The organism is Pseudomonas sp. SWRI92 (genome assembly GCF_014268685.1).
GTDB classification, from domain to species: domain Bacteria; phylum Pseudomonadota; class Gammaproteobacteria; order Pseudomonadales; family Pseudomonadaceae; genus Aquipseudomonas; species Aquipseudomonas marvdashtae.
Window position 1 is genome coordinate 206,625 of record NZ_JABWQY010000002.1, and the last position, 19,945, is coordinate 226,569.

The window sequence follows — 19,945 nt, forward strand, 5'->3', positions numbered from 1 at the left end:
ACGCCATCAGATTTAAAAAAACGGGACCTTGCTTCCGCACAGCCCCGTTTCTTCACACCCAATCAGCTCAAAACGCCGGCAAAACCGCCCCTTTGTACTTCTCAAGAATAAAAGCCTTCACTTCCGGCGTATGCAACGCCGCCACCAGCTTCTTCATCGCCTCACTGTCTTTATCATCCTCACGAGCCACCAGGATGTTCACATAAGGCGAGTCGTTACCTTCAATAACCAGCGCATCCTTGGAAGGATCAAGCTTGGCTTCCAACGCATAGTTGGTATTGATCAACGCCAGATCCACCTGAGTCAGCACCCGCGGAATGGTCGCCGCTTCCAGTTCACGGAATTTCAGGTCCTTCGGGTTCTCAACAATGTCCTTGGTAGTCGACAGAATGTTGTTCGAATCCTTCAGCTTGATCACCCCAGCTTTCGCCAGCAGCAGCAGCGCACGGCCACCGTTGGTAGCGTCGTTAGGGATCACCACGTTAGCGCCACCCGGCAATTCGGTAAGTGCCTTGTACTTACTGGAATACGCGCCCAGTGGTTCCAAGTGCACACCCGCCACGCTCACCAAATGCGTGCCCTTGGCCTTGTTGAACTCATCCAGGTACGGCTGGTGCTGGAAGAAGTTGGCGTCCAGGCGCTTTTCAGCGACTTGTACGTTGGGCTGGATGTAGTCGGTGAAGACTTTGACCTTGAGGTCCACGCCTTCCTTCGCCAACGCCGGCTTCACGAATTCGAGGATTTCCGCGTGGGGGACCGGCGTGGCCGCGACGGTCAGGGTGTCGGCGTGGGCGGAAAACGCTGCGGCGGCAGCGAAGGCAACCAGTAACTTCTTCATTCAGCTAACTCCTTTTGAGGCGCCTGCTCTCGGCGCCTGCCAGCGAATGGCCGGCTCATGTTTATTGGCGCGAGGCCTTATTTTCTAGAGAAATGCACAACCAACTTGTCGCCCACGGTTTGCAGGACTTGCACCAGCACCAGCAGCAACACCACCGTGACCACCATCACATCGGTCTGGAAACGCTGGTAGCCGAAGCGGATCGCCAGGTCGCCCAAGCCACCGGCGCCGACCACACCGGCCATGGCCGTGTAGGAGACTAGCGTAATCGCAGTCACCGTGATCGCTGCAAAAATGCCTGGACGGGCTTCCGGCAGCAAGGCGTTGACGATGATCTGCCGCGTCGTTGCGCCCATGGCCTGGGTCGCTTCGATGATGCCGCGATCGACTTCCCGCAGCGCGGTTTCCACCAGGCGGGCGAAAAACGGTGTCGCGCCGACCACCAGCGGTGGAATTGCGCCGGCCACGCCCAGGGAGGTGCCGGTGATCAATACCGTGAACGGGATCATCACGATCAACAGGATGATGAATGGCAGCGAGCGCAGGATGTTCACGATCAGCGACAGCAGCGCATAAAGGCCCCGGGCTTCGAGCAGTTGGCGCGGGCTGCACAAGAACAGCAACACCCCCAGCGGCAGGCCGAGCAGCACGGTGAACAGCAGCGAACCGAACAGCATCAGGAAGGTGTCGCCGGTCGCCAGCCAGATTTCCAGCCAGTCGATGTTGGAGAAAAACGAATTCAACAGTTCCATCAGCGCAGCACCTCCATGTGGACATCAGCCGCGGTGAAGCGGGCGAACGCCGCCTCCATGTCACCGCCGGTGATGGCGAGGGTCAGTTGCCCGTAGGGGGTGTCTTTGATGCGGTCGATGCGACCGGCCAGGATGCTGTAGTCCACACCGGTTTCCCGGGCTACGGTTCCGAGCAACGGTGCGTAGGTCGCATCGCCTTGGAACGTCAGACGCACGATGCGCCCCGGCACGTGTGCGAAATCGTCGCGCTGTTCGCTTTCGTCGATCTGCTCGTCCTCCTGGACGAAACGCTTGGTGGTCGGGTGCTTGGGGTGCAGGAACACCTCGGCCACCGGTCCTTGCTCGACGATCACGCCGGCATCCATCACCGCCACTTGATCGCAGACTCGGCGGATCACGTCCATTTCATGGGTGATCAGCACGATGGTCAGCTTCAGCTCACGGTTGATCTCCGCCAGCAGTTGCAGCACCGAGGCGGTGGTCTGCGGGTCGAGGGCGCTGGTGGCCTCGTCGCACAACAGTATTTTTGGCTTGGTCGCCAGGGCGCGGGCGATGCCGACGCGCTGCTTCTGGCCGCCGGACAGCTGCGCCGGGTATTTGCGGGCGTGGTCGGACAGCCCTACCCGCGCCAGCAGCTCGGCGACACGGCGGTCGATGTCGCTGCGGGACAACTCACCGGCCAGCGTCAGCGGCAGCGCGACGTTGTCGGCCACGGTCTTGGACGCCAGCAGGTTGAAGTGCTGGAAGATCATCCCGACTTGCTGGCGAAAACGGCGCAGGCCGCTGGCGTCCAGGGCGGTGACTTCTTCTCCGTCGACGATGATCTTGCCGCCCGTGGAATCTTCCAGGCGATTGATCAGGCGCAGCAGGGTACTTTTTCCTGCACCGGAATGGCCGATCAGGCCGAAGACCTGGCCATTCTCAATCGTCAGATTGGTCGGGTGCAGGGCGGGGATATCCTTACCGGATACCCGGTAGGTTTTATGGACGTTTTGAAACTCGATCACGTAGCGAACCTTGTGGGGCGCGTTGGAAAAGGATCAGCGGTTAGCCGGGCGCGCATTTTAGCCTGTCCGTATAGAGGTTCTTAGCATTTATTTGAGATGGGACCAGCGAATTGGCAATAAGGCGATCAAAGGACATAAAAAAGGAACACAGCGAAACGGCATCGGTCACTCATTAAGCAACTCCAAACATGCCCAGGTACCGTGCCTGGCGCATCGAACTCACGGGTCCTGGCCACGGCGGGGATCGCAACGAGGAGTCATGCCTGATGAGCACCAAAAAACCTGCCGCCCCCAGCCAACTGGCCGGGACCGACACACTGGATCGCAGCAATACCAACGCCAAGCTCGAGAGTCTGGAGCAGTTTCGCTCCGACGCCACCGAACAGGCCTTGCGTACCAACCAAGGCGTGAAAATCGCCGACAACCAGAACACTCTCCGCGTCGGGCCGCGTGGGCCGTCCCTGCTTGAAGACTTCATCATGCGTGAAAAAATCACGCATTTTGACCACGAACGCATCCCCGAGCGCATCGTTCACGCCCGCGGTACCGGCGCCCATGGTTATTTTCAGACCTATGAAGCGCATTCAGCACTGACCAAGGCCGGTTTCCTACAGGACCCGAGCAAGAAGACCCCGGTGTTCGTGCGCTTTTCCACCGTGCAAGGTCCACGCGGTTCCGGCGACACCGTGCGGGACGTGCGTGGCTTTGCTGTGAAGTTTTTCACCGACGAGGGTAACTTCGATTTGGTGGGCAACAACATGCCGGTATTTTTCATACAGGATGCGGTGAAGTTTCCAGACTTCGTCCACGCGGTGAAACCCGAGCCCCATAACGAAATTCCTACTGGCGGTTCGGCCCATGACACGTTCTGGGATTTTGTATCGCTGGTGCCGGAGTCCGCTCATATGGTGATTTGGGCGATGTCCGACAGGGCAATTCCAAAGAGCCTACGGACCATGCAGGGCTTTGGCGTCCACACCTTCCGCATGATTAACGCTGAAGGTCGCAGCAGCTTCGTCAAGTTCCACTGGCGCCCCAAAGCCGGCACGTGTTCATTGGTATGGGACGAAGCGCAAAAACTTGCCGGTAAGGATACCGACTACCACCGACGCGATCTGTGGGAATCGATTGAGACGGGGGATTATCCGGAATGGGAGTTCGGCGTGCAAATCGTCGCCGAGGAAGACGAGCACAAGTTCGACTTCGACCTGCTCGACCCGACCAAGATTATCCCTGAGGAGCTCGTTCCCATCACCCCGTTGGGCAAGATGGTGCTGAACCGCAATCCGGACAATTTTTTCGCTGAAGTCGAGCAGGTAGCGTTCTGCCCCGGGCATATCGTGCCGGGCATCGACTTTTCCAACGACCCATTGCTGCAAGGCCGGCTGTTTTCCTACACCGATACGCAGATCAGCCGACTCGGTGGGCCGAATTTTCATGAGCTGCCGATCAACCGTGCAATCACCCCGGTGCACAACGGCCAGCGGGATGCCATGCACCGCACCACCATCGACAAGGGGCGCGCTTCCTACGAGCCGAATTCCATTGACGGCGGCTGGCCGAAGGAAACCCCGCCCGGCCCGCAGGATGGCGGTTTCGAAAGTTATCCGGAGCGCATCGACGCCCACAAGATCCGCCAACGCGGTGATTCGTTCGGCGATCATTTTTCCCAGGCACGGCTGTTCTACAAAAGCATGAGCGCTCACGAGCAAGAGCACATCATCGCGGCCTACAGCTTCGAGCTGGGCAAGGTGGAGCGGGAGTTCATCCGGGCGCGGCAGGTCAATGAAATCCTCGCCAACATCGACTTGGAACTGGCCGGGCGAGTGGCGAAAAACCTCGGCTTGCCGGCACCGACCGCCGGTACTGTCGATGTTCCGACGCCTTCGCTGGAGCAATCCCCCGCCTTAAGCCAGGCGAACCTGCTGTCCGGCGACATCAAGACGCGCAAAGTGGCGGTGTTGGTGGCTAACGGTGTCGATGGGGCGATCATCGATGCGCTCAAGCAGGCCCTGGAGGCTGAGGGCGCCCACGCCAAAGTGCTGGGGCCAACTTCGGCGCCGGTCACCACCGCCGATGGGCAGACGTTGGCGGTAGATGCGTCCATGGAAGGGCTGCCGTCGATTGCCTTCGACGCGGTGTTCGTGCCCGGTGGCGCGGAGTCGATCAAGGCCTTGAGTCGCGACGGCGTGGCGTTGCACTACGTGCTGGAGGCCTACAAGCATCTGAAAGCCATTGGGCTTCATGGTGAGGCCCGGCAGTTGTTGGTGGAGTTGAAGCTGGAGGTGGATGCGGGGTTGATCGAAGATGCGGATGCGAGCGGTTTTTCGCGGTTTTTTGCGGCGATTGCTCAGCATCGGGTTTGGGCGCGGGAGCCGAAGGCGAAGGCGGTTCCAGCCTAAACAGATTTGCTGTCTGGTAGGGCGCTATCGCGAGCGAGCTCGCTCGCGATGCTTTTACTGCTTGCGCGGCGTTAGAACAACCTGCGCCGGCACACTGCGCAAAATTTGCTTCTGGAGTTTCAACTCAAACCCCGGATCAAGTTTCTTGACCCGCTTGGTCAGCAAGGTGGCCAGCCAAGGGTAATCGTCGGTACGCGGCGCCTGGATGCTGACATCACATTGATAATTCACTATATCTGCGGCGATCGCGTCCAGTTGATGACGCATCTTCCGGATATCGCCGATGTTCAACGCAACCGTGGTGCTTTGCGCACTCGGATCGATCACCTTGGCGACCGGTTTTGCTTCGGCGGCCTGGAGCGCGGCTTCGGCTTTTTCCAGTTCGGCCTTGCGGGCTTCGGCAATTGCGCTGTTGACTTCGCCGGTTAGGGCTGGTGCTTTTGGCATCAGCGCGCGTGCCCGGCTCAGCGCCGTGGCGGCGGCATTCACGTCGCCTTTTTGCAGGTCGATCTGGCTGCGACGCAAATACGCCTCGGCCAATTGGCGCTGATAGGGTTCCAGCGAGGGATCTTCGGGCGATTGAGCCTGCAACGCGGTCAGTTGATTTTCGGCGGTGGCCAGTTCATTGGCAGCCAGGCTTTGTTCAAGCTGCGCGATGGCCGGGCCCCGTGTATCGGGAGCCTGGGTGACCGGCGGCGTGCTCTGACAGGCGCCCAGCAGTAGGGAAAACGCGACAAGGAGCAGATAACGGGAGGCGAACGGGTTCATTCCTGCGACTCTCTATTTGCGCAAAAAGCGAGCAAGTCTACACCCCTCGACGGGGCAGGACAAAACTCAGCAGAAACAACGCCGCGGCGCTGACCACGATCGACGGGCCGGCCGGGGTGTCCTTGAACCACGAAAGCGCCAGCCCGCCACACACCGCGAGCATGCCCAGCAGGCTCGCGCCCAATGCCATCTGTTCGGGAGAACGGGCGTGACGCTGCGCCGCAGCGGCCGGGATGATCAGCAACGAAGTGATCAGCAACACACCGACGATCTTCATCGCCACGGCGATCACCACCGCGATCAACAACATCAGCGCCAGCCGCAAGCCCACCACGGGCAAGCCTTCGACCCGTGCCAACTCTTCATGAACAGTGACCGCCAGCAACGGACGCCACAGCGCGACCAGTAACAGCAGCACTGCTGCGCTGCCGCCGAGGATCCATGAAAGATCCGTCGGGCTGATCGCCAAGAGGTCGCCGAACAGATAGGCCATCAAGTCGATCCGCACGTCACGCATGAAGCTGAGCACCACCAGCCCGAGGGACAGCGTGCTCGGTGCCAGGATGCCCAGCAGTGTGTCGGACGCCAGCGGCTGGCGCTGTTGCAGGGTGACCAGCACCACCGCCAGTAACAGGCAGCCAACGGTCACGGCGATAGCCGGGCTTACATCCAGCAGAAACCCCAGCGCTACGCCGAGCAGCGCTGCGTGGGACAAGGTGTCACCAAAATAGGCCATGCGTCGCCAGACCACGAACGAGCCCAGGGGACCCGCCACCAGTGCGAGGGCCAGGCCTGCGAGCAGGGCGTACAACAGAAAATCAGCCATGCTTGCAGCCATCTCCGTGAACGTGGGTAGAAACAGGTGAGGCACTGACCACCGAGCCATGCAGATCATGGGCGTGGTCATGGTGATGATGATAAATCGCCAGGCTTTGTGCGTTCTTTCCGAAAAGCTCGACAAACGCCGGATCACTGCTGACTTGCTCGGGATGCCCGGAACAGCAGACGTGACGGTTGAGGCAAACCACCTGGTCGGTGGTGCTCATGACCAAGTGAAGGTCGTGGGAGACCATCAGCACGCCGCAGCGGTGGCGGTCGCGCAAACGGGTAATCAAACTGTACAGCTCGGCCTGGCCCGCCACATCGACGCCTTGCACGGGTTCGTCGAGCACCAGCAGTTCGGGCTCGCGCAACAGGGCGCGGGCCAGCAATACGCGCTGCATTTCGCCACCGGAAACGCTTTGCACCGGGCTGTCGATGACCTGCTCGGCACCGACTTCCTTCAAGGCAGCCAAGGCTCGTTCGCGATCCACCCCAGGCACCAGGCGCAAGAAGCGCAGCACCGACAGTGGCAAGGTCGCATCGACATGAAGCTTTTGCGGCATGTAGCCGACACGCAACTTGGGCTTGCGCCAGACGCTGCCGCTGTCGGGCTTGAGCAGACCCAGCACGGCCCGCACCAGGGTGGTCTTGCCGGCGCCGTTGGGGCCGATCAACGTCACGATCTGCCCCGGTTCGACGCTCAGGTGAATGTTGTCCAGCACGTTCTGCCCGGCGAACGTCACGGCCACCTGTTCGAGGCGGATCAACGCATTGCCCATCAGGCCCCCTGGCAGCCGGAGCAGAGGCCAACCACTTCGACGGTCTGGGTATCGACCACAAAGCCGACGTCCTTTGCACTGGCGATGATGGCATCGCTGATGGACTTCTGTTCCAGCTCGATGGCGGCGTGGCATTCACGGCAGATCAGGAACTGGCCTTGGTGGGCGTGCTCCGGATGGTTGCAGCCGACGAAGGCGTTCAGCGACGAAATGCGATGCACCAGGCCGTTTTCCAAGAGGAAATCCAGCGCCCGATAGACGGTTGGCGGCGCGGCGCGGCGACCGTCCTGCTCGCTGAGCACCGCAAGAATGTCGTAGGCGCCCAGCGGCTTGTGGCTCTGCCAGACCAATTCCAGCACGCGCCGCCGCAGGGCGGTCAGGCGCAACCCTTGGCGCGCGCAGATGGCGTCGGCCTCGGACAAGGCGCTGTGCACGCAGTGGGAGTGATCATGTGGACGACTGGCAAGGGGCGTAATAGGCATGGGCAGCGACGAGTTTAGTGAGAGACGTTATTATGTTACTCGTTCTTGTCTCTCCGAGTGGTCATCGTGTCCCGAATTTTTTCGCTCTTTGTCGCTTTTGTCGCAAGTTTTCTACTGATTGGCTCGGTTCAGGCCGACGTCAAGGTCCTCACCAGCATCAAGCCGCTGCAACTGATTGCCGCCGCCGTGCAGGACGGCGTGGCCGTTCCGCAAGTACTGCTGCCGCCCGGAGCTTCGCCGCACCACTATGCGTTGCGGCCATCGGATGTACGCAAGGTGCAGTCAGTGGACCTGTTGTACTGGATCGGCCCTGACATGGAAGGTTTCCTACCGCGTGTGCTGAACGGTCGTACGCTGCCTTCCGTTGCAGTGCAGGACCTGCCAGGGCTCAAGTTGCGTCATTTCGCCGACGACAGTGCCTCCCATGAAGATGACGATCACGGCAGCGATGAGCATGATCACGACCATCGCCCCGGCACGGTGGACGCCCATCTTTGGCTCTCTCCGCTTAATGCGCGGGTGATCGCTGCCAAGATGGCGGCTGACCTGAGCGCAGCGGATCCGGCAAACGCGGCCCGCTATCAGAGCAACCTCAAGGGCTTCAATCAGCGCCTCGATGCCATGGATGCGCGTCTCAAGGCACGTCTGGCTGGGGTCGCGGGCAAACCGTATTTTGTCTTCCATGAAGCGTTCGATTATTTCGAAGACAACTACGGCCTCAAGCACGCCGGGGTGTTCGCCGTGGCCGCTGAAGTCCAGCCCGGCGCCCAGCACGTGGCGGCGATGCGTACGCGCTTGCAAGCCGTGGGCAAGACTTGCGTCTTCAGCGAACCGCCCCTGCGCCCGCGCCTGGCCGAAACCCTGGTGGCCGGCCTGCCGGTGAAACTGGCGGAGCTGGATGCACTTGGGGGTTACACCCCGGCGACGGCGCAGGGGTATGAGCAGTTGTTGGAGAAGTTGGGGAATGATTTGGCCGGATGCCTGGAGTCGTTGTAACCCCACCGCCGAGCGCCAAACCTGTGGCGAGGGGATTTAGCGAAACGTCGCACCGCCCCGCTGGGCTGCGCAGCAGCCCCTTGCTTTCGGTCTGATGAACCGTGGTGGTAGATATTTCTTGGGGCCGCTTCGCGCCCCAGCGGGGATAAATCCCCTCGCCACAAGAGCAGCCAGCGTCGCACCGGCCTGCTGCTATAGGGCGAACGGCAACACCGTGTGAACCGTCTGCCGCTGCGCCAACCGCTGCTGGAACTCCATCGGATCGTGGATCAACACATCCTGCCCGGCAAACGATTCGGCGGCGATCAACCGCGACAGCCAGAACCGCACGCACGCCACGCGCAGCATGGTGGGCCACAGCTCGGCCTCGGCGGCGGTGAACGGCCGTAGCGCCGCATAGGCGCCCAGCAACGCTCGCGCCCGGGGGCCATCGAGCCCACCGTCGTCATCTGAGCACCAATCGTTCAGGGCGATGGCGACGTCATACAGCATCGGCCCGGAGCAGGCGTTGTAGAAGTCGATCAAGCCGGTCAGGTGCGTGCCTTCGAACATCGCATTGTCGCGGAACAGATCGGCATGGATGTTGGCGCGCGGCAGCGCCAGGATGCCGACCTTTTTCAGCGTGATTTCATCAAGCGCCGCCTCAAGCAGCCGACGAGGCTCGGCATCGAGGTGCGACAACAGCTTGGCGCCCTCCTCCTGCATCCAATCCAGGCCGCGATCAGTCTTGCGCTTGATCATGTTGTCGCGGGTGGCCAGGTGCAGGTGCGCGAGCAATTCGCCGACCTGGGCGCAGTGCTGGGCGTTGGCCTGCTTGATGTGTTTGCCCGCCAGGCGCGGTTGCAGCAGCGCCGGCTTGCCCGCCAGTTCCCGCAGCGCGACGCCGTCGGTGGTGCGCAAGGCGTAAGGCACCGGCAGGTCGGCGTCGTGCAGTACATCCAGCAGCTCGATAAAGAACGGCATCTCCTGCACAGGGCCGCGCTCGACCAGGGTCAGGACAAATTCGCCCCGTTCCAGGCTGATAAAGAAATTGGTGTTTTCGCTGCCAGCGGCAATCCCCTGGAAATCAAGCAGGCGGCCGAGCCCATAAGGGGCGAGAAAGGTTTCCAGCTCGGGCCGAGCCAGGGGCGTGAACACAGACATGGTTAAAACTGCCAGTACGGGCGCTCTTCATCGAGCGCCGGTTGAAGTCGAGAGCGGTATTACCACTCAAAGATTTTCCACGAAGGGATCAGCATATCCGGCTGGTCCGATCGGATGAAGTTTGCATCGGTGCCGTCAGCGCGCACGAGGAAGTAAGGCTTGCCGTTTTTGGGCGTGACCTTGATCGCGTACAAGAAGCCGTTTTGGCGATACTCCTGAATGGTTCTGTCGCCTTCGGTGCGGATGGTGACATCCGGGTCCGCCGAAGGTGCGTCGTCCGCGGCCATGACGGCCAGCGGGGTGAATGCAAACAAGCCAGCCAGTAACAGGCGATTTAGTGTACGCATGATAACCTTGTCCCTTTGTCGTCAACGGTCCCGCTATTCTAGCCCCGGACCCGCCGAAAAGGTTGATCCTGCTCATGAGCCAAGCCCCCCTCGTCCTGGTGGACGGTTCTTCTTATCTGTACCGCGCCTTTCACGCGCTGCCACCGCTGACCACTTCCAAAGGCCTGCCGACCGGCGCGGTCAAGGGCGTGTTGAACATGCTCAAGAGCCTGCGCAAGCAGTATCCGGACAGCCCGTTCGCGGTGGTGTTCGACGCCAAGGGTGGGACGTTTCGCGATGCGCTGTACGCCGAATACAAGGCCAACCGCCCAAGCATGCCCGACGACATGCGCGTGCAGATCGAGCCGTTGCACGCCAGCGTGAAAGCCTTGGGCTTCCCGCTGCTGTGCGTGGACAACGTCGAAGCTGACGACGTGATCGGCACGCTGGCCCGCAGCAGCGCGGCGGCCGACCGCCCAGTGGTGATCTCCACCGGCGACAAGGACATGGCGCAGTTGGTCGATGGCCACATTACCTTGGTCAACACGATGACCGGTAGCGCACTCGACGTGGCTGGCGTGAAGGAGAAGTTTGGCGTCGCTCCGGAGCAGATCATCGACTATCTGGCATTAATGGGCGATTCGTCCGACAACATCCCAGGTGTGCCGGGCATCGGGCCAAAAACCGCTTCCGGCCTTTTGGTGGGTGTCAACGGCGGCCTGAGCGAGTTGTATGCGCAACTGGATATCGTTGCAACGCTGCCGATTCGTGGCGCCAAGACGTTGGCCGCCAAGCTGGAAGAGCACAAGGAAATGGCGCTTCTTTCCTACGAGTTGGCGACCATCAAGACCGACGTTCCCTTGGACATCGGCCTCGACGACTTGCAGATGGGCGCGCCGGATCACGAGAAGCTTGCCGAGTTGTACACGTTGCTGGAATTCAAGAGCTGGTTCGAAGATAACCAGCGTGACGCCAAGCGTGCCGGGCAGGAAATCATTGAAGTTGCCGACGAGCTGCCGGGGGGCGCCGAGGCGAAGTACGAGGTCATTCTCGATCAGCCGAGCTTCGATGCCTGGTTGTCCAAGCTTGAACAGGCGCCGCTGTTTTCCCTGGTCACGCAAACCAACGGTGGCGATGCCCAGCATTCGCAGCTCGTTGGCTTGTCGTTCGCCGTGGCCCCGTTCGAGGCGGCTTATATCCCGCTGACCCATTCCTACATGGGCGTGCCGGAGCAGCTGGACCGCGACACGGTGCTCAACGCTCTCAAGCCGTTGCTGGAAAACCCGAACAAGCTCAAGGTCGGCCAGCATGCCAAGTTCGAAACCAACATCCTGGCCAATTGCGCCATTGGCGGTGATCAGGGCAATGGCATTTTCATGCAAGGTATCGCCTTCGACACCATGCTTGAATCCTACGTGCTGGACTCCACCGCGACCCGCCACGACATGGACAGCCTGGCGCTGAAATACCTGGGCCAAAGCAAGACGGATTTCCAGGACATCGCCGGCAAAGGGGTCAAGCAATTGACCTTCGATCAGATCTCCCTGGAACTGGCCGGGCCCTACGCCGCTGAAGACGCCGACGTGACCTTCCGCTTGCACCAGGCCCTACAGGAAAAATTGGCCGCCACGCCGAGCCTGGGCAAAGTCCTCAACGAAATCGAAATGCCGTTGATGCCGGTCCTGGCGCGCATCGAGCGCCAGGGCGCGTTAGTCGATGCCAACCTCCTGGGCGTGCAAAGCGTCGAGTTGGGCGAAAAACTGGTGGCACTGGAGCGTGAGGCGTTTGCCATCGCCGGCGAGGAATTCAACCTGGGCTCGCCGAAGCAATTGGGCGTGATCCTGTACGAAAAGCTTGGTTTGCCGGTGCTCAGCAAAACCGCCAAGGGCCAGGCCTCCACTGCCGAAGCGGTACTTGCCGAACTGGCGGAGCAGGATTACCCGCTGCCCAAGGTGCTGATGCAGTACCGCTCCCTGAGCAAGCTCAAGAGCACCTACACCGATCGCCTCCCCGAGCAGATCAACAGCCGCACCGGCCGCGTCCATACCAATTACCAGCAAGCGGTCGCCGCGACCGGGCGCTTGTCGTCCATCGACCCGAACCTGCAGAACATTCCGATTCGCACCGCTGAAGGCCGGCGCATCCGCCAGGCGTTCGTCGCGCCGAAAGGCTACAAGCTCCTGGCGGCGGACTATTCGCAGATCGAACTGCGGATCATGGCGCACCTCGCCAAGGACGAAGGGTTGCTCCACGCGTTTCGCAACGACCTTGACGTACACCGAGCCACCGCTGCCGAAGTTTTTGGCGTCGAACTGGAAGCCGTCACCCATGATCAGCGTCGCAGTGCCAAGGCGATCAACTTCGGTTTGATCTATGGCATGAGCGCCTTCGGCCTGGCCAAGCAGATCGGTGTCGATCGCAAGCAGTCCCAGGCTTACATCGACCGCTACTTCACCCGCTACCCTGGCGTGCTGGAATACATGGAGCGCACCCGTGCCCAGGCAGCCGAGCAAGGCTTCGTCGAAACCATCTTCGGCCGTCGGCTGTACTTGCCGGACATCAATGCGAAGAACCCGGCGCTGCGCAAAGGCGCTGAGCGCACGGCGATCAACGCACCGATGCAAGGCACCGCCGCCGACATCATCAAGAAAGCCATGGTGGCTGTGGATGGCTGGCTGACGGCGTCAGGTCTGGATGCGAAAGTCATCCTGCAGGTACACGACGAATTGGTGCTGGAAGTGCGCGAAGACCTGGTCGATCAGGTGCGCGAAGAGGTTCGCCTGCACATGAGCGCCGCCGCCACCCTGGACGTGCCGCTGCTGGTGGAAGTGGGCGTGGGCAATAACTGGGACGAGGCGCACTGACGCTAAGTCTAGAGGGGTTCTCGTGGCGAGGGAGCAAGCTCGCTCGCTACGGGGAGTCTGCGCAAAGCCAGGAACGGCTTGATTAGCTCGGAATATTCCTACGGTTATTTCCAAAAATAATCTGAACTAAACCCGTGAATTGCCACTCAGAGATTCTGAATGGCTGGTGAAGCCCTTCAATGCTCCTATGTTGTGTTAAGTGTTGGCAGATATCTGGACCCCGCCCTAGCGGTCCGGAACTTGGACCCCGAACTTCCCCCTCCCCATAAGAAGTCCGGGGTTTTTTTTGCCTGCGATTTGGCTTATTCAGCTTCGTCGCTGCCTTTGTCCGCCAGTTCCATCCAATTGGCCAGCACCGTATAGGCTTCTTCCAGGCCCATACGCTTGGGCGCCGAAAACAGCTGGATGGTGATCGCGTCGCCCCATCCCTTGCGGATTTCCGATTGCACTTTGAGCAGCGTGTTCTTGGCTGCGCCGTAAGTGAGCTTGTCGGCCTTGGTCAACAAAATATGCATCGGCATGCCGCTGGCGACTGCCCAATCGAGCATCAACAGGTCGAAGTCGGTCATCGGATGGCGGATGTCCATCATCAGGATGAGCCCTTTCAAGCTCTCGCGACTGCCCAGGTAGGCTTCCAAGTGGCGCTGCCAATGCTGCTTGAGCGGAATCGGCACTTTGGCATAACCGTAACCGGGCAGGTCGACCAAACGCCGTTCATCGTCTAGCTTGAAGAAGTTCAAGAGCTGTGTGCGGCCTGGGGTTTTCGAGGTGCGTGCCAGGCTGGCATGGGTCAGGGTGTTCAGCGCGCTGGACTTGCCGGCGTTGGAACGCCCGGCAAAGGCCACTTCGAAACCTTCATCGTCGGGGCACTGGTCGACTTTGGCGGCGCTGAGCATGAAGGTGGACTGTTGGCACAGGCCAAGGATGGGGTTCTTCAGTTGCATGGGATTTCCGATGTGGGCGGCGTCGGGAATGGACGCGGCAAGCTGTGTCGTTTCCGTTTCAGTGACGCCAGTATATAATGCCGCAGATTTTGTGTGCGCTTTGTCCCAGCGTAGGATGAAGCTCACGGGAGCGACCGACCGAAATTGCGCACTAGAACGCAGCTCGCTCTCAACCCTGAAAAGGTCGTTTTATGACGAAATGGCTGCTAGCTGCCGGTGTCTTGATGCCGCTTTACAGCGCTCAGGCTACACAGGATCCGGAAGCTGTGTACAACCGTGTTTGTGGTGCCTGTCATTCCGGCCAACTACCCATGGCGCCCCGCAAGGGTGATCAGGCAGCTTGGACGCCGAGGTTGGCGAAAGGTATGGAGACGCTGGTGCAACACGTGACCCAGGGTTTCAAGGCGATGCCGCCGCGTGGTTTGTGCATGGACTGCAGTGCCGAGGATTACCGAGCCATCATCCAGTGGATGAGCGAGTAAACCCGGCCCATAACTCTTTAACCCTTAGCCGTAGTTGGATTAGCTGATGAACAAACTGATCGTGAGTCTGCTGTTGACCTTGGGGATATCCGGCGTAGCCCACGCCGCTGGCGATGCCGCTGCCGGTCAGGCGAAAGCGGCCGTATGCGGGGCCTGCCACGGCCCGGATGGCAATAGCATGGCGCCCAACTTTCCGAAACTGGCGGGCCAGGGCGAGCGTTACTTGACCAAGCAGCTTAAGGAAATCAAGGACGGCAAGCGTGTCGTGCTGGAAATGACGGGCCTGCTGAACAATCTGAACGATCAAGACCTGGCGGACATCGCGGCTTATTTCGCTAGCCAGAAGGGCAGCGTAGGCGCTGCCGATCCAAAACTCGTTGCGCGCGGCGAAGCACTGTTCCGCGGTGGCAATCTGGAAAAAGGCCTGCCAGCCTGCACGGGCTGCCACTCCCCGGATGGCAAAGGCAACGCTGCCGCCGGCTTCCCGCACCTGGGCGGCCAGCATGCCCAGTACATCACCAAGCAGCTGACCGATTTCCGCAAGGAAGAAGGCGGTCGTGCCAACGATGGCGATGCGATGACCATGCGCACCATTGCTCGCAAGCTGAGCGACGAGGATATCGCAGCAGTATCCAGCTACATCCAGGGCCTGCACTAAGGCCGTTGCGAGGGGATGCCCCTCGCAACGTTAACGCTCGATTAATCTGTCGATGCGAGCATCAAAAGGGTGGCTTTGGCCGCCCTTTTTTGTGGCCGCTGCCGTTACACTAGAGAACTTGAACCCGCCACGGCCTGTCTTAGAAACAGGTCTCGCGAGGCCACCCATTGTCCAGGAGTAAAGCATGCGTAATCTGATCATCAGCGCCGCGCTCGTCGCCGCCAGCCTGTTCGGCATGGCTGCCCAAGCCAACGCCGAAGAATCGAAGGCCCCCTACGTCGAGTTGACCAACCCCGTACCGGTGGCCGTGCCTGGCAAAATCGAGGTGGTGGAGCTGTTCTGGTACGGCTGCCCGCATTGCTACGCGTTCGAGCCGGTCATCAACCCTTGGGTTGAGAAGCTGCCTTCCGATGTGAACTTCGTCCGCATCCCTGCGATGTTCGGTGGCCCATGGGATGCCCATGGCCAGATGTTCCTGACCCTTGAAGCGATGGGTGTCGAGCATCAAGTCCACGCAGCAGTGTTCAATGCAATCCAGAACGAAAAGAAGCGCCTGACCGATCCTGAGGACATGGCCGAGTTCCTCGCCACCCAAGGCGTCGACAAGGACAAGTTCCTCGCAACCTTCAACTCCTTCGCTATCAAGGGCCAGATCAACAAGGCCAAAGAGCTGGCGAAGAAATACGAAATCACCGGCGTACCGACCATGGTCGTCAATGGCAAATACCGCTTTGACATCGGCTCTGCTGGCGGTGCGAATGAAGCGCTGCAACTGGCCGACAAGCTGATCGCCAAAGAGCGAGCGGCCACCAAGGCTGCCGCCAACTAAGCGCGGCCCTCGCCCATGGCCCGCTGGAGTACCGAACGCATCGTTGGCCTACATGAACCACGGGTCAACGAGCATCATGTCGCATCCACGGGCCTGCCGGCTGACAGCCGCCTGCGGTTGCTCAGTTTCAATATTCAGGTCGGCATCAGTACCGAGCGCTACCGGCATTACCTGACTCGCGGCTGGCAACATTTGCTGCCGCACACCGGACGTGCCGGCAATCTGCAGAAAATCGGCGACCTGTTGAAGGACTTCGACTTGGTCGCGCTCCAAGAGGCCGACGGCGGAAGCCTGCGGTCCGGCTACGTCAATCAGGTCGAACACCTCGCCCAACTGGGCGCCTTTCCTTATTGGTACCAACAACTCAATCGTAACCTCGGCCGGCTCGGCCAGCACAGTAACGGCGTGCTCAGCCGCCTGCGGCCGTGGGCGATCGAAGACCATCCGTTGCCGGGCCCCAAGGGGCGCGGAGCGATCCTGGCGCGTTTCGGCGAAGGGCCAGAGGCGCTGGTCGTGGTGATGATGCACCTGGCCCTTGGTGCTCGTACCCGAACGATGCAACTGGCCTACATTCGTGAATTGATTGGTGGCTACAAGCACCAGGTATTGATGGGCGACATGAATACCCATGCCAACGATTTGCTGCAGACTTCTCCTCTGCGGGACCTTGGCCTGCTTGCCCCGCAACTGGAAGCGACATTTCCCAGCTGGCGCCCCCAGCGTTGCCTGGACCATATCCTGCTGAGCCCGACCCTGACCCTCGAACGGTTCGAGGTGTTGGCCCAGCCCATTTCCGATCACCTGCCAGTCGCGGTCGAAATACGTTTGCCGGGTTCGCTCACGGCTGACGCGTTTCCCGCCCTGAGTCCTGCCCCTCGCGGATCCGATGAATGAGCGACGACGCCGAACGCTGGAGAGAGAAATACCTCAAGAGCATCGAACAGCAGGAAAAGCTTGAGCGCCGTTGGGACGCTCGGCTCGACTTGCTGCGTCGCGGCCTGGTGCGCAGTACTTTGGCCGCCGAGGGCACTGACCGGGTTGTAGATCAGTGTATGAAAGAGATGCGCGAAGTGGTGCGCACCGACGATATGGACGCCGCCCTCGCCGCCCTGCTGCCGCGGCTGGAGAAAGCCGTACTCGATTCCGAGCAGCGCCGCGAGACTCGGGTCGAACAAATGAGCACTGCACTGACCGCCTTGGTCGCCCAGTTGCAAACGTTGCCGCTGCCGAAGGACGTCAGCCGGCCCTTGAAGAAATTTTCCAAGCAGTTGGAGGCCCGGGTCGGCCAAGCTCGGGAGATTCCCCTGTTGCTCAGCGAATTGAGTAGCTTGCAGGGCAAGGCCCTGAGCGTGCTGGATACGCCTGATGAGCCGAGCCGCCCGGGCCTGCTGCAACGATTGTTCGGTGGCCATGGCCATGACGAGGTGCCGCCCCAGCCGCCCGCGCCTGTGCAGGCGAGCGCAGCGTCCACAATGGAAACGGCGTTGCCGGCCCCAGCACCGCTCGCCCCTCCACAGCCGGAAGCCGGTGCAATCTTCGAGGCCCCTGCTCCCGCTCCCTCACCGATAGCGGAGCCAGTCCACGCGCCTGATACGCCGCCCGAGCCGGTCATATCCACCGCTCCCGTCGAAAAGCCTACCCCCGCGCCGGTAATGCCCAAGCCAGTGGAGTCGCCGAGCTTGGAGCCGGCGCCGACCGACAGTGAACACGTCGAACCCGCGCCGACACTGGAAAATCCCGACGAGTTGACGCCAGAGGCGCCCCCGCTCAACGAGACACCGGTTGCGCCCGCAGAACCCACCGAGCTTCCCGCAACGGTTGAATCCGAAGAGGCTCACTATGCCCTGCCCGACTCCCCGGAGCCTTCCTACAGTTCGGTCGCCAGGCATATCGAAGACACCCTGCTGGGCCTGCTGGGCGACCTGACGCTGCCCGAGCGTCACCGACCCCAAGCGGAAGCCATGCGTGAGCGCCTGCAAAACGGCTTGAACTGGTACGAACTGCTGCCGATCCTCGACGATCTTGCGGTCTTGATGCTGGCGATCACCGACAGCGGCCAGCATGAATTCGAAGCCTATCTGCAGCGACTCAATGATCGGTTGGAGTCATTCCAGAGCACCTTGCAGGCCGCCAGTGAAGACCATGCCGACAATCTGTCCGCCTCCATGGAAATGGATACGCAGATCCGCGAGCAGGTCGATGGCTTGCAGAGCAGTGTGCAGCAAGCCGACGACCTGGAAGGCCTCAAGCAAGTTTTGGAAAATCACCTCGAAGGCCTGCTTGGCACGATGGATCAGCATCAGAAGCAGCGTGCCCAGCGTGAGAAAGAGGTCTCGGCCCGCCTGAAAAGCCTCGCCGAGCGTGTGGCGCTGATGGAGCAGGACGCGCTGATCGTGCGTGAAAACCTGGAAGAACAGCGGCAAAAGGCGCTCGTCGATCCGCTGACCGGTTTACCTAACCGGGCGGCCTGGACCGAGCGCCTCGAACGGGAAGTTGGCGAGTGGCAGCAACACGGCAACAGCTTGCTGATTGCCATGCTCGACCTCGATCACTTCAAGCGGATCAACGACAACTATGGCCATCTGGCCGGCGACCGCGTGCTGAAACTCATCGCCTCGGTGTTGCGCAAGCGCGTGCGCGGCGGGGACTTCATCGCCCGCTTTGGCGGCGAGGAGTTTGTCTTGCTGGTACCGGATACACCGCTGGCGGCGGGGGCGAAACTGGCCGAAGCCTTGCGCGCGGCCATCGAAGCCTGTCCGTTTCATTTCAAGGGCGAACCGGTAACGATCACGGTGTCTATGGGCATGACGGCATTCAAGCCAGGAGAACACAGCGATACGGTGCTTAAAAGAGCCGATCAGGCGCTTTATCGTGCAAAAAATGCCGGGCGTAACCGAGTGGAGCTAGGCTGAGGCCAATTGTTCCATTTTGTTTAATATCTGGGCTTCGGTCGGTCATCCACGGGGCTATACGTTACACTGTTGCACTATTTTTCTGCGTGTACGCTCTTCGCCATGAAATTTCTCCCGCTCCTCGTTGCGTTGCTTGTGCTGGCCGGTTGCGCGAGCGGTCCCCGGCTCGACACCAGCCATCCGTCCGTCAATCATGACAGCCGCATCCAATTTGTCGTGGTGCACTACACTTCGGCGTCCCTTGAGCGTTCCCTGTCGCTGCTGACTCACGGCGAAGTCAGCGCCCATTACCTCATCGGCGACGATAAGGACGCGACCATCTACAAGTTGGTCGATGAAGGTCGGCGCGCATGGCATGCCGGTGAAAGCGAATGGCAAGGCCGGACATGGCTCAACTCCAGCTCCATCGGGATTGAAATCGTCAATCCAGGCTACATCGATACGCCGACCGGGCGTCTCTGGTTTCCCTACAGCGAGGCTCAGGTGCAATCCTTGATAGTCTTGCTCAAGGACATCACCCAACGTAACGCGATCAACCCCGTCAATATCATCGGGCACAGCGACATTGCGCCCATGCGCAAGCTGGATCCGGGGCCGTTGTTTCCGTGGAAACGCCTGGCACAGGCCGGCCTGGGTGTCTGGCCAGACGAACAGGCTGTGGCACGGCAGCAAGCCGCTTACGCCGAGCAGCTACCGAGCGCCAGTTGGTTCCAGGCCGAGCTGGCCCGCCTCGGCTACCCCACTCCGCGCACTGGCGAATGGGACGTCGCCACTCATCAGGTCCTGGCGGCCTTCCAGATGCGCTACCGGCCGGCCCGGTTCGACGGCGTGCCAGACGCGCAAAGCGCGGCGATTTTGCAGGTGCTCAACCAGACAAAATAATGACGCCCGTCCGACTGGCCGGGCTAAATTCAAAACAGAAGCTATAACTCATTGGTAAC

The 19,945-nt window shown here is 60.7% G+C and carries 19 protein-coding genes; 9 read left to right on the forward strand and 10 right to left on the reverse strand.

Annotated features, from left to right (window positions below; genetic code table 11):
• Positions 1 to 67 precede the first annotated feature (67 nt).
• From HU762_RS04255 to HU762_RS04265, 3 genes are all read right to left on the reverse strand, one after another.
• The gene (locus HU762_RS04255) at positions 68 to 838 is read right to left on the reverse strand and encodes a MetQ/NlpA family ABC transporter substrate-binding protein (protein WP_186633380.1); all 771 of its coding nucleotides are present in this window, start codon (positions 836 to 838) and stop codon (positions 68 to 70) included.
• A gap of 77 nt (positions 839 to 915) precedes the next feature.
• Positions 916 to 1,590: a methionine ABC transporter permease gene (locus tag HU762_RS04260; RefSeq protein ID WP_186614173.1), complete on the reverse strand. Its 675-nt coding sequence runs from the start codon at positions 1,588 to 1,590 to the stop codon at positions 916 to 918.
• Positions 1,590 to 2,597, reverse strand: a complete 1,008-nt coding sequence (locus HU762_RS04265; RefSeq protein ID WP_186614175.1) for an ATP-binding cassette domain-containing protein — start codon at positions 2,595 to 2,597, stop codon at positions 1,590 to 1,592. The genes HU762_RS04260 and HU762_RS04265 overlap by 1 nt, the downstream gene beginning before the upstream one ends.
• Before the next feature lie 266 nt (positions 2,598 to 2,863).
• Here HU762_RS04265 and katE point away from each other — a divergent pair, with 266 nt between their 5' ends.
• Positions 2,864 to 4,999 (forward strand): catalase HPII, encoded by a 2,136-nt coding sequence (katE, locus tag HU762_RS04270; RefSeq protein WP_186633383.1) that lies wholly within the window; start codon positions 2,864 to 2,866, stop codon positions 4,997 to 4,999.
• 54 nt (positions 5,000 to 5,053) lie between these two features.
• Here katE and HU762_RS04275 read toward each other — a convergent pair whose 3' ends face one another.
• The 4 genes from HU762_RS04275 to zur are packed head-to-tail and all read right to left on the reverse strand — an operon-like array spanning position 5,054 to position 7,850.
• Positions 5,054 to 5,767, reverse strand: coding sequence for a PA5502 family lipoprotein (locus HU762_RS04275; RefSeq protein WP_186633385.1), 714 nt, complete (start codon positions 5,765 to 5,767; stop codon positions 5,054 to 5,056).
• Positions 5,768 to 5,804: 37 nt separating this feature from the next.
• Entirely contained in the window at positions 5,805 to 6,593 is a 789-nt protein-coding gene (gene znuB, locus HU762_RS04280) for a zinc ABC transporter permease subunit ZnuB (RefSeq protein WP_186614181.1), read from the reverse strand.
• Entirely contained in the window at positions 6,586 to 7,368 is a 783-nt protein-coding gene (znuC, locus tag HU762_RS04285; RefSeq protein WP_186633389.1) for a zinc ABC transporter ATP-binding protein ZnuC, read from the reverse strand. The genes znuB and znuC overlap by 8 nt, the downstream gene beginning before the upstream one ends.
• Positions 7,368 to 7,850: a zinc uptake transcriptional repressor Zur gene (gene zur / locus HU762_RS04290; RefSeq protein ID WP_018602776.1), complete on the reverse strand. Its 483-nt coding sequence runs from the start codon at positions 7,848 to 7,850 to the stop codon at positions 7,368 to 7,370. Before zur ends, znuC begins: the two co-directional genes overlap by 1 nt.
• A gap of 66 nt (positions 7,851 to 7,916) precedes the next feature.
• Between zur and znuA the strand changes: the two genes are divergently transcribed.
• Positions 7,917 to 8,846 carry a zinc ABC transporter substrate-binding protein ZnuA gene (gene znuA / locus HU762_RS04295; RefSeq protein ID WP_186633392.1) on the forward strand — a complete coding sequence of 310 codons (930 nt, stop codon included), beginning with the start codon at positions 7,917 to 7,919 and terminating at the stop codon, positions 8,844 to 8,846.
• Positions 8,847 to 9,038: 192 nt separating this feature from the next.
• Here znuA and HU762_RS04300 read toward each other — a convergent pair whose 3' ends face one another.
• Together HU762_RS04300 and HU762_RS04305 are read right to left on the reverse strand one after the other, a co-directional pair.
• Positions 9,039 to 9,989: a homoserine kinase gene (locus HU762_RS04300; RefSeq protein ID WP_186633395.1), complete on the reverse strand. Its 951-nt coding sequence runs from the start codon at positions 9,987 to 9,989 to the stop codon at positions 9,039 to 9,041.
• A gap of 59 nt (positions 9,990 to 10,048) precedes the next feature.
• The gene (locus tag HU762_RS04305; RefSeq protein WP_122567709.1) at positions 10,049 to 10,336 is read right to left on the reverse strand and encodes a DUF2782 domain-containing protein; all 288 of its coding nucleotides are present in this window, start codon (positions 10,334 to 10,336) and stop codon (positions 10,049 to 10,051) included.
• 74 nt (positions 10,337 to 10,410) lie between these two features.
• On the opposite strand from HU762_RS04305, the gene polA reads away from it, so the two are divergent.
• Positions 10,411 to 13,179: a DNA polymerase I gene (gene polA, locus HU762_RS04310; protein ID WP_186633398.1), complete on the forward strand. Its 2,769-nt coding sequence runs from the start codon at positions 10,411 to 10,413 to the stop codon at positions 13,177 to 13,179.
• A gap of 302 nt (positions 13,180 to 13,481) precedes the next feature.
• Here the strand turns inward: polA and yihA are convergent, their stop codons facing one another.
• Entirely contained in the window at positions 13,482 to 14,123 is a 642-nt protein-coding gene (gene yihA, locus HU762_RS04315; RefSeq protein ID WP_186633401.1) for a ribosome biogenesis GTP-binding protein YihA/YsxC, read from the reverse strand.
• 191 nt (positions 14,124 to 14,314) lie between these two features.
• On the opposite strand from yihA, the gene HU762_RS04320 reads away from it, so the two are divergent.
• The 6 genes from HU762_RS04320 to HU762_RS04345 all read left to right on the forward strand — a co-directional run bounded on the left by HU762_RS04320 (position 14,315) and on the right by HU762_RS04345 (position 19,886).
• Positions 14,315 to 14,605 (forward strand): c-type cytochrome, encoded by a 291-nt coding sequence (locus tag HU762_RS04320; RefSeq protein ID WP_186614191.1) that lies wholly within the window; start codon positions 14,315 to 14,317, stop codon positions 14,603 to 14,605.
• Positions 14,606 to 14,651: 46 nt separating this feature from the next.
• Complete coding sequence (locus HU762_RS04325; RefSeq protein ID WP_186614193.1) at positions 14,652 to 15,263, forward strand: c-type cytochrome; 612 nt, start codon at positions 14,652 to 14,654, stop codon at positions 15,261 to 15,263.
• A gap of 184 nt (positions 15,264 to 15,447) precedes the next feature.
• On the forward strand, positions 15,448 to 16,092 hold the full coding sequence (locus HU762_RS04330) for a thiol:disulfide interchange protein DsbA/DsbL (RefSeq protein ID WP_186633404.1): 645 nt from the start codon (positions 15,448 to 15,450) through the stop codon (positions 16,090 to 16,092).
• A gap of 15 nt (positions 16,093 to 16,107) precedes the next feature.
• The gene (locus tag HU762_RS04335) at positions 16,108 to 16,986 is read left to right on the forward strand and encodes an endonuclease/exonuclease/phosphatase family protein (protein WP_186614197.1); all 879 of its coding nucleotides are present in this window, start codon (positions 16,108 to 16,110) and stop codon (positions 16,984 to 16,986) included.
• Positions 16,983 to 19,004 carry a GGDEF domain-containing protein gene (locus HU762_RS04340; protein ID WP_186633407.1) on the forward strand — a complete coding sequence of 674 codons (2,022 nt, stop codon included), beginning with the start codon at positions 16,983 to 16,985 and terminating at the stop codon, positions 19,002 to 19,004. Before HU762_RS04335 ends, HU762_RS04340 begins: the two co-directional genes overlap by 4 nt.
• A 102-nt stretch (positions 19,005 to 19,106) precedes the next feature.
• Positions 19,107 to 19,886, forward strand: coding sequence for an N-acetylmuramoyl-L-alanine amidase (locus HU762_RS04345; protein ID WP_186633410.1), 780 nt, complete (start codon positions 19,107 to 19,109; stop codon positions 19,884 to 19,886).
• Positions 19,887 to 19,945: the final 59 nt, after the last annotated feature.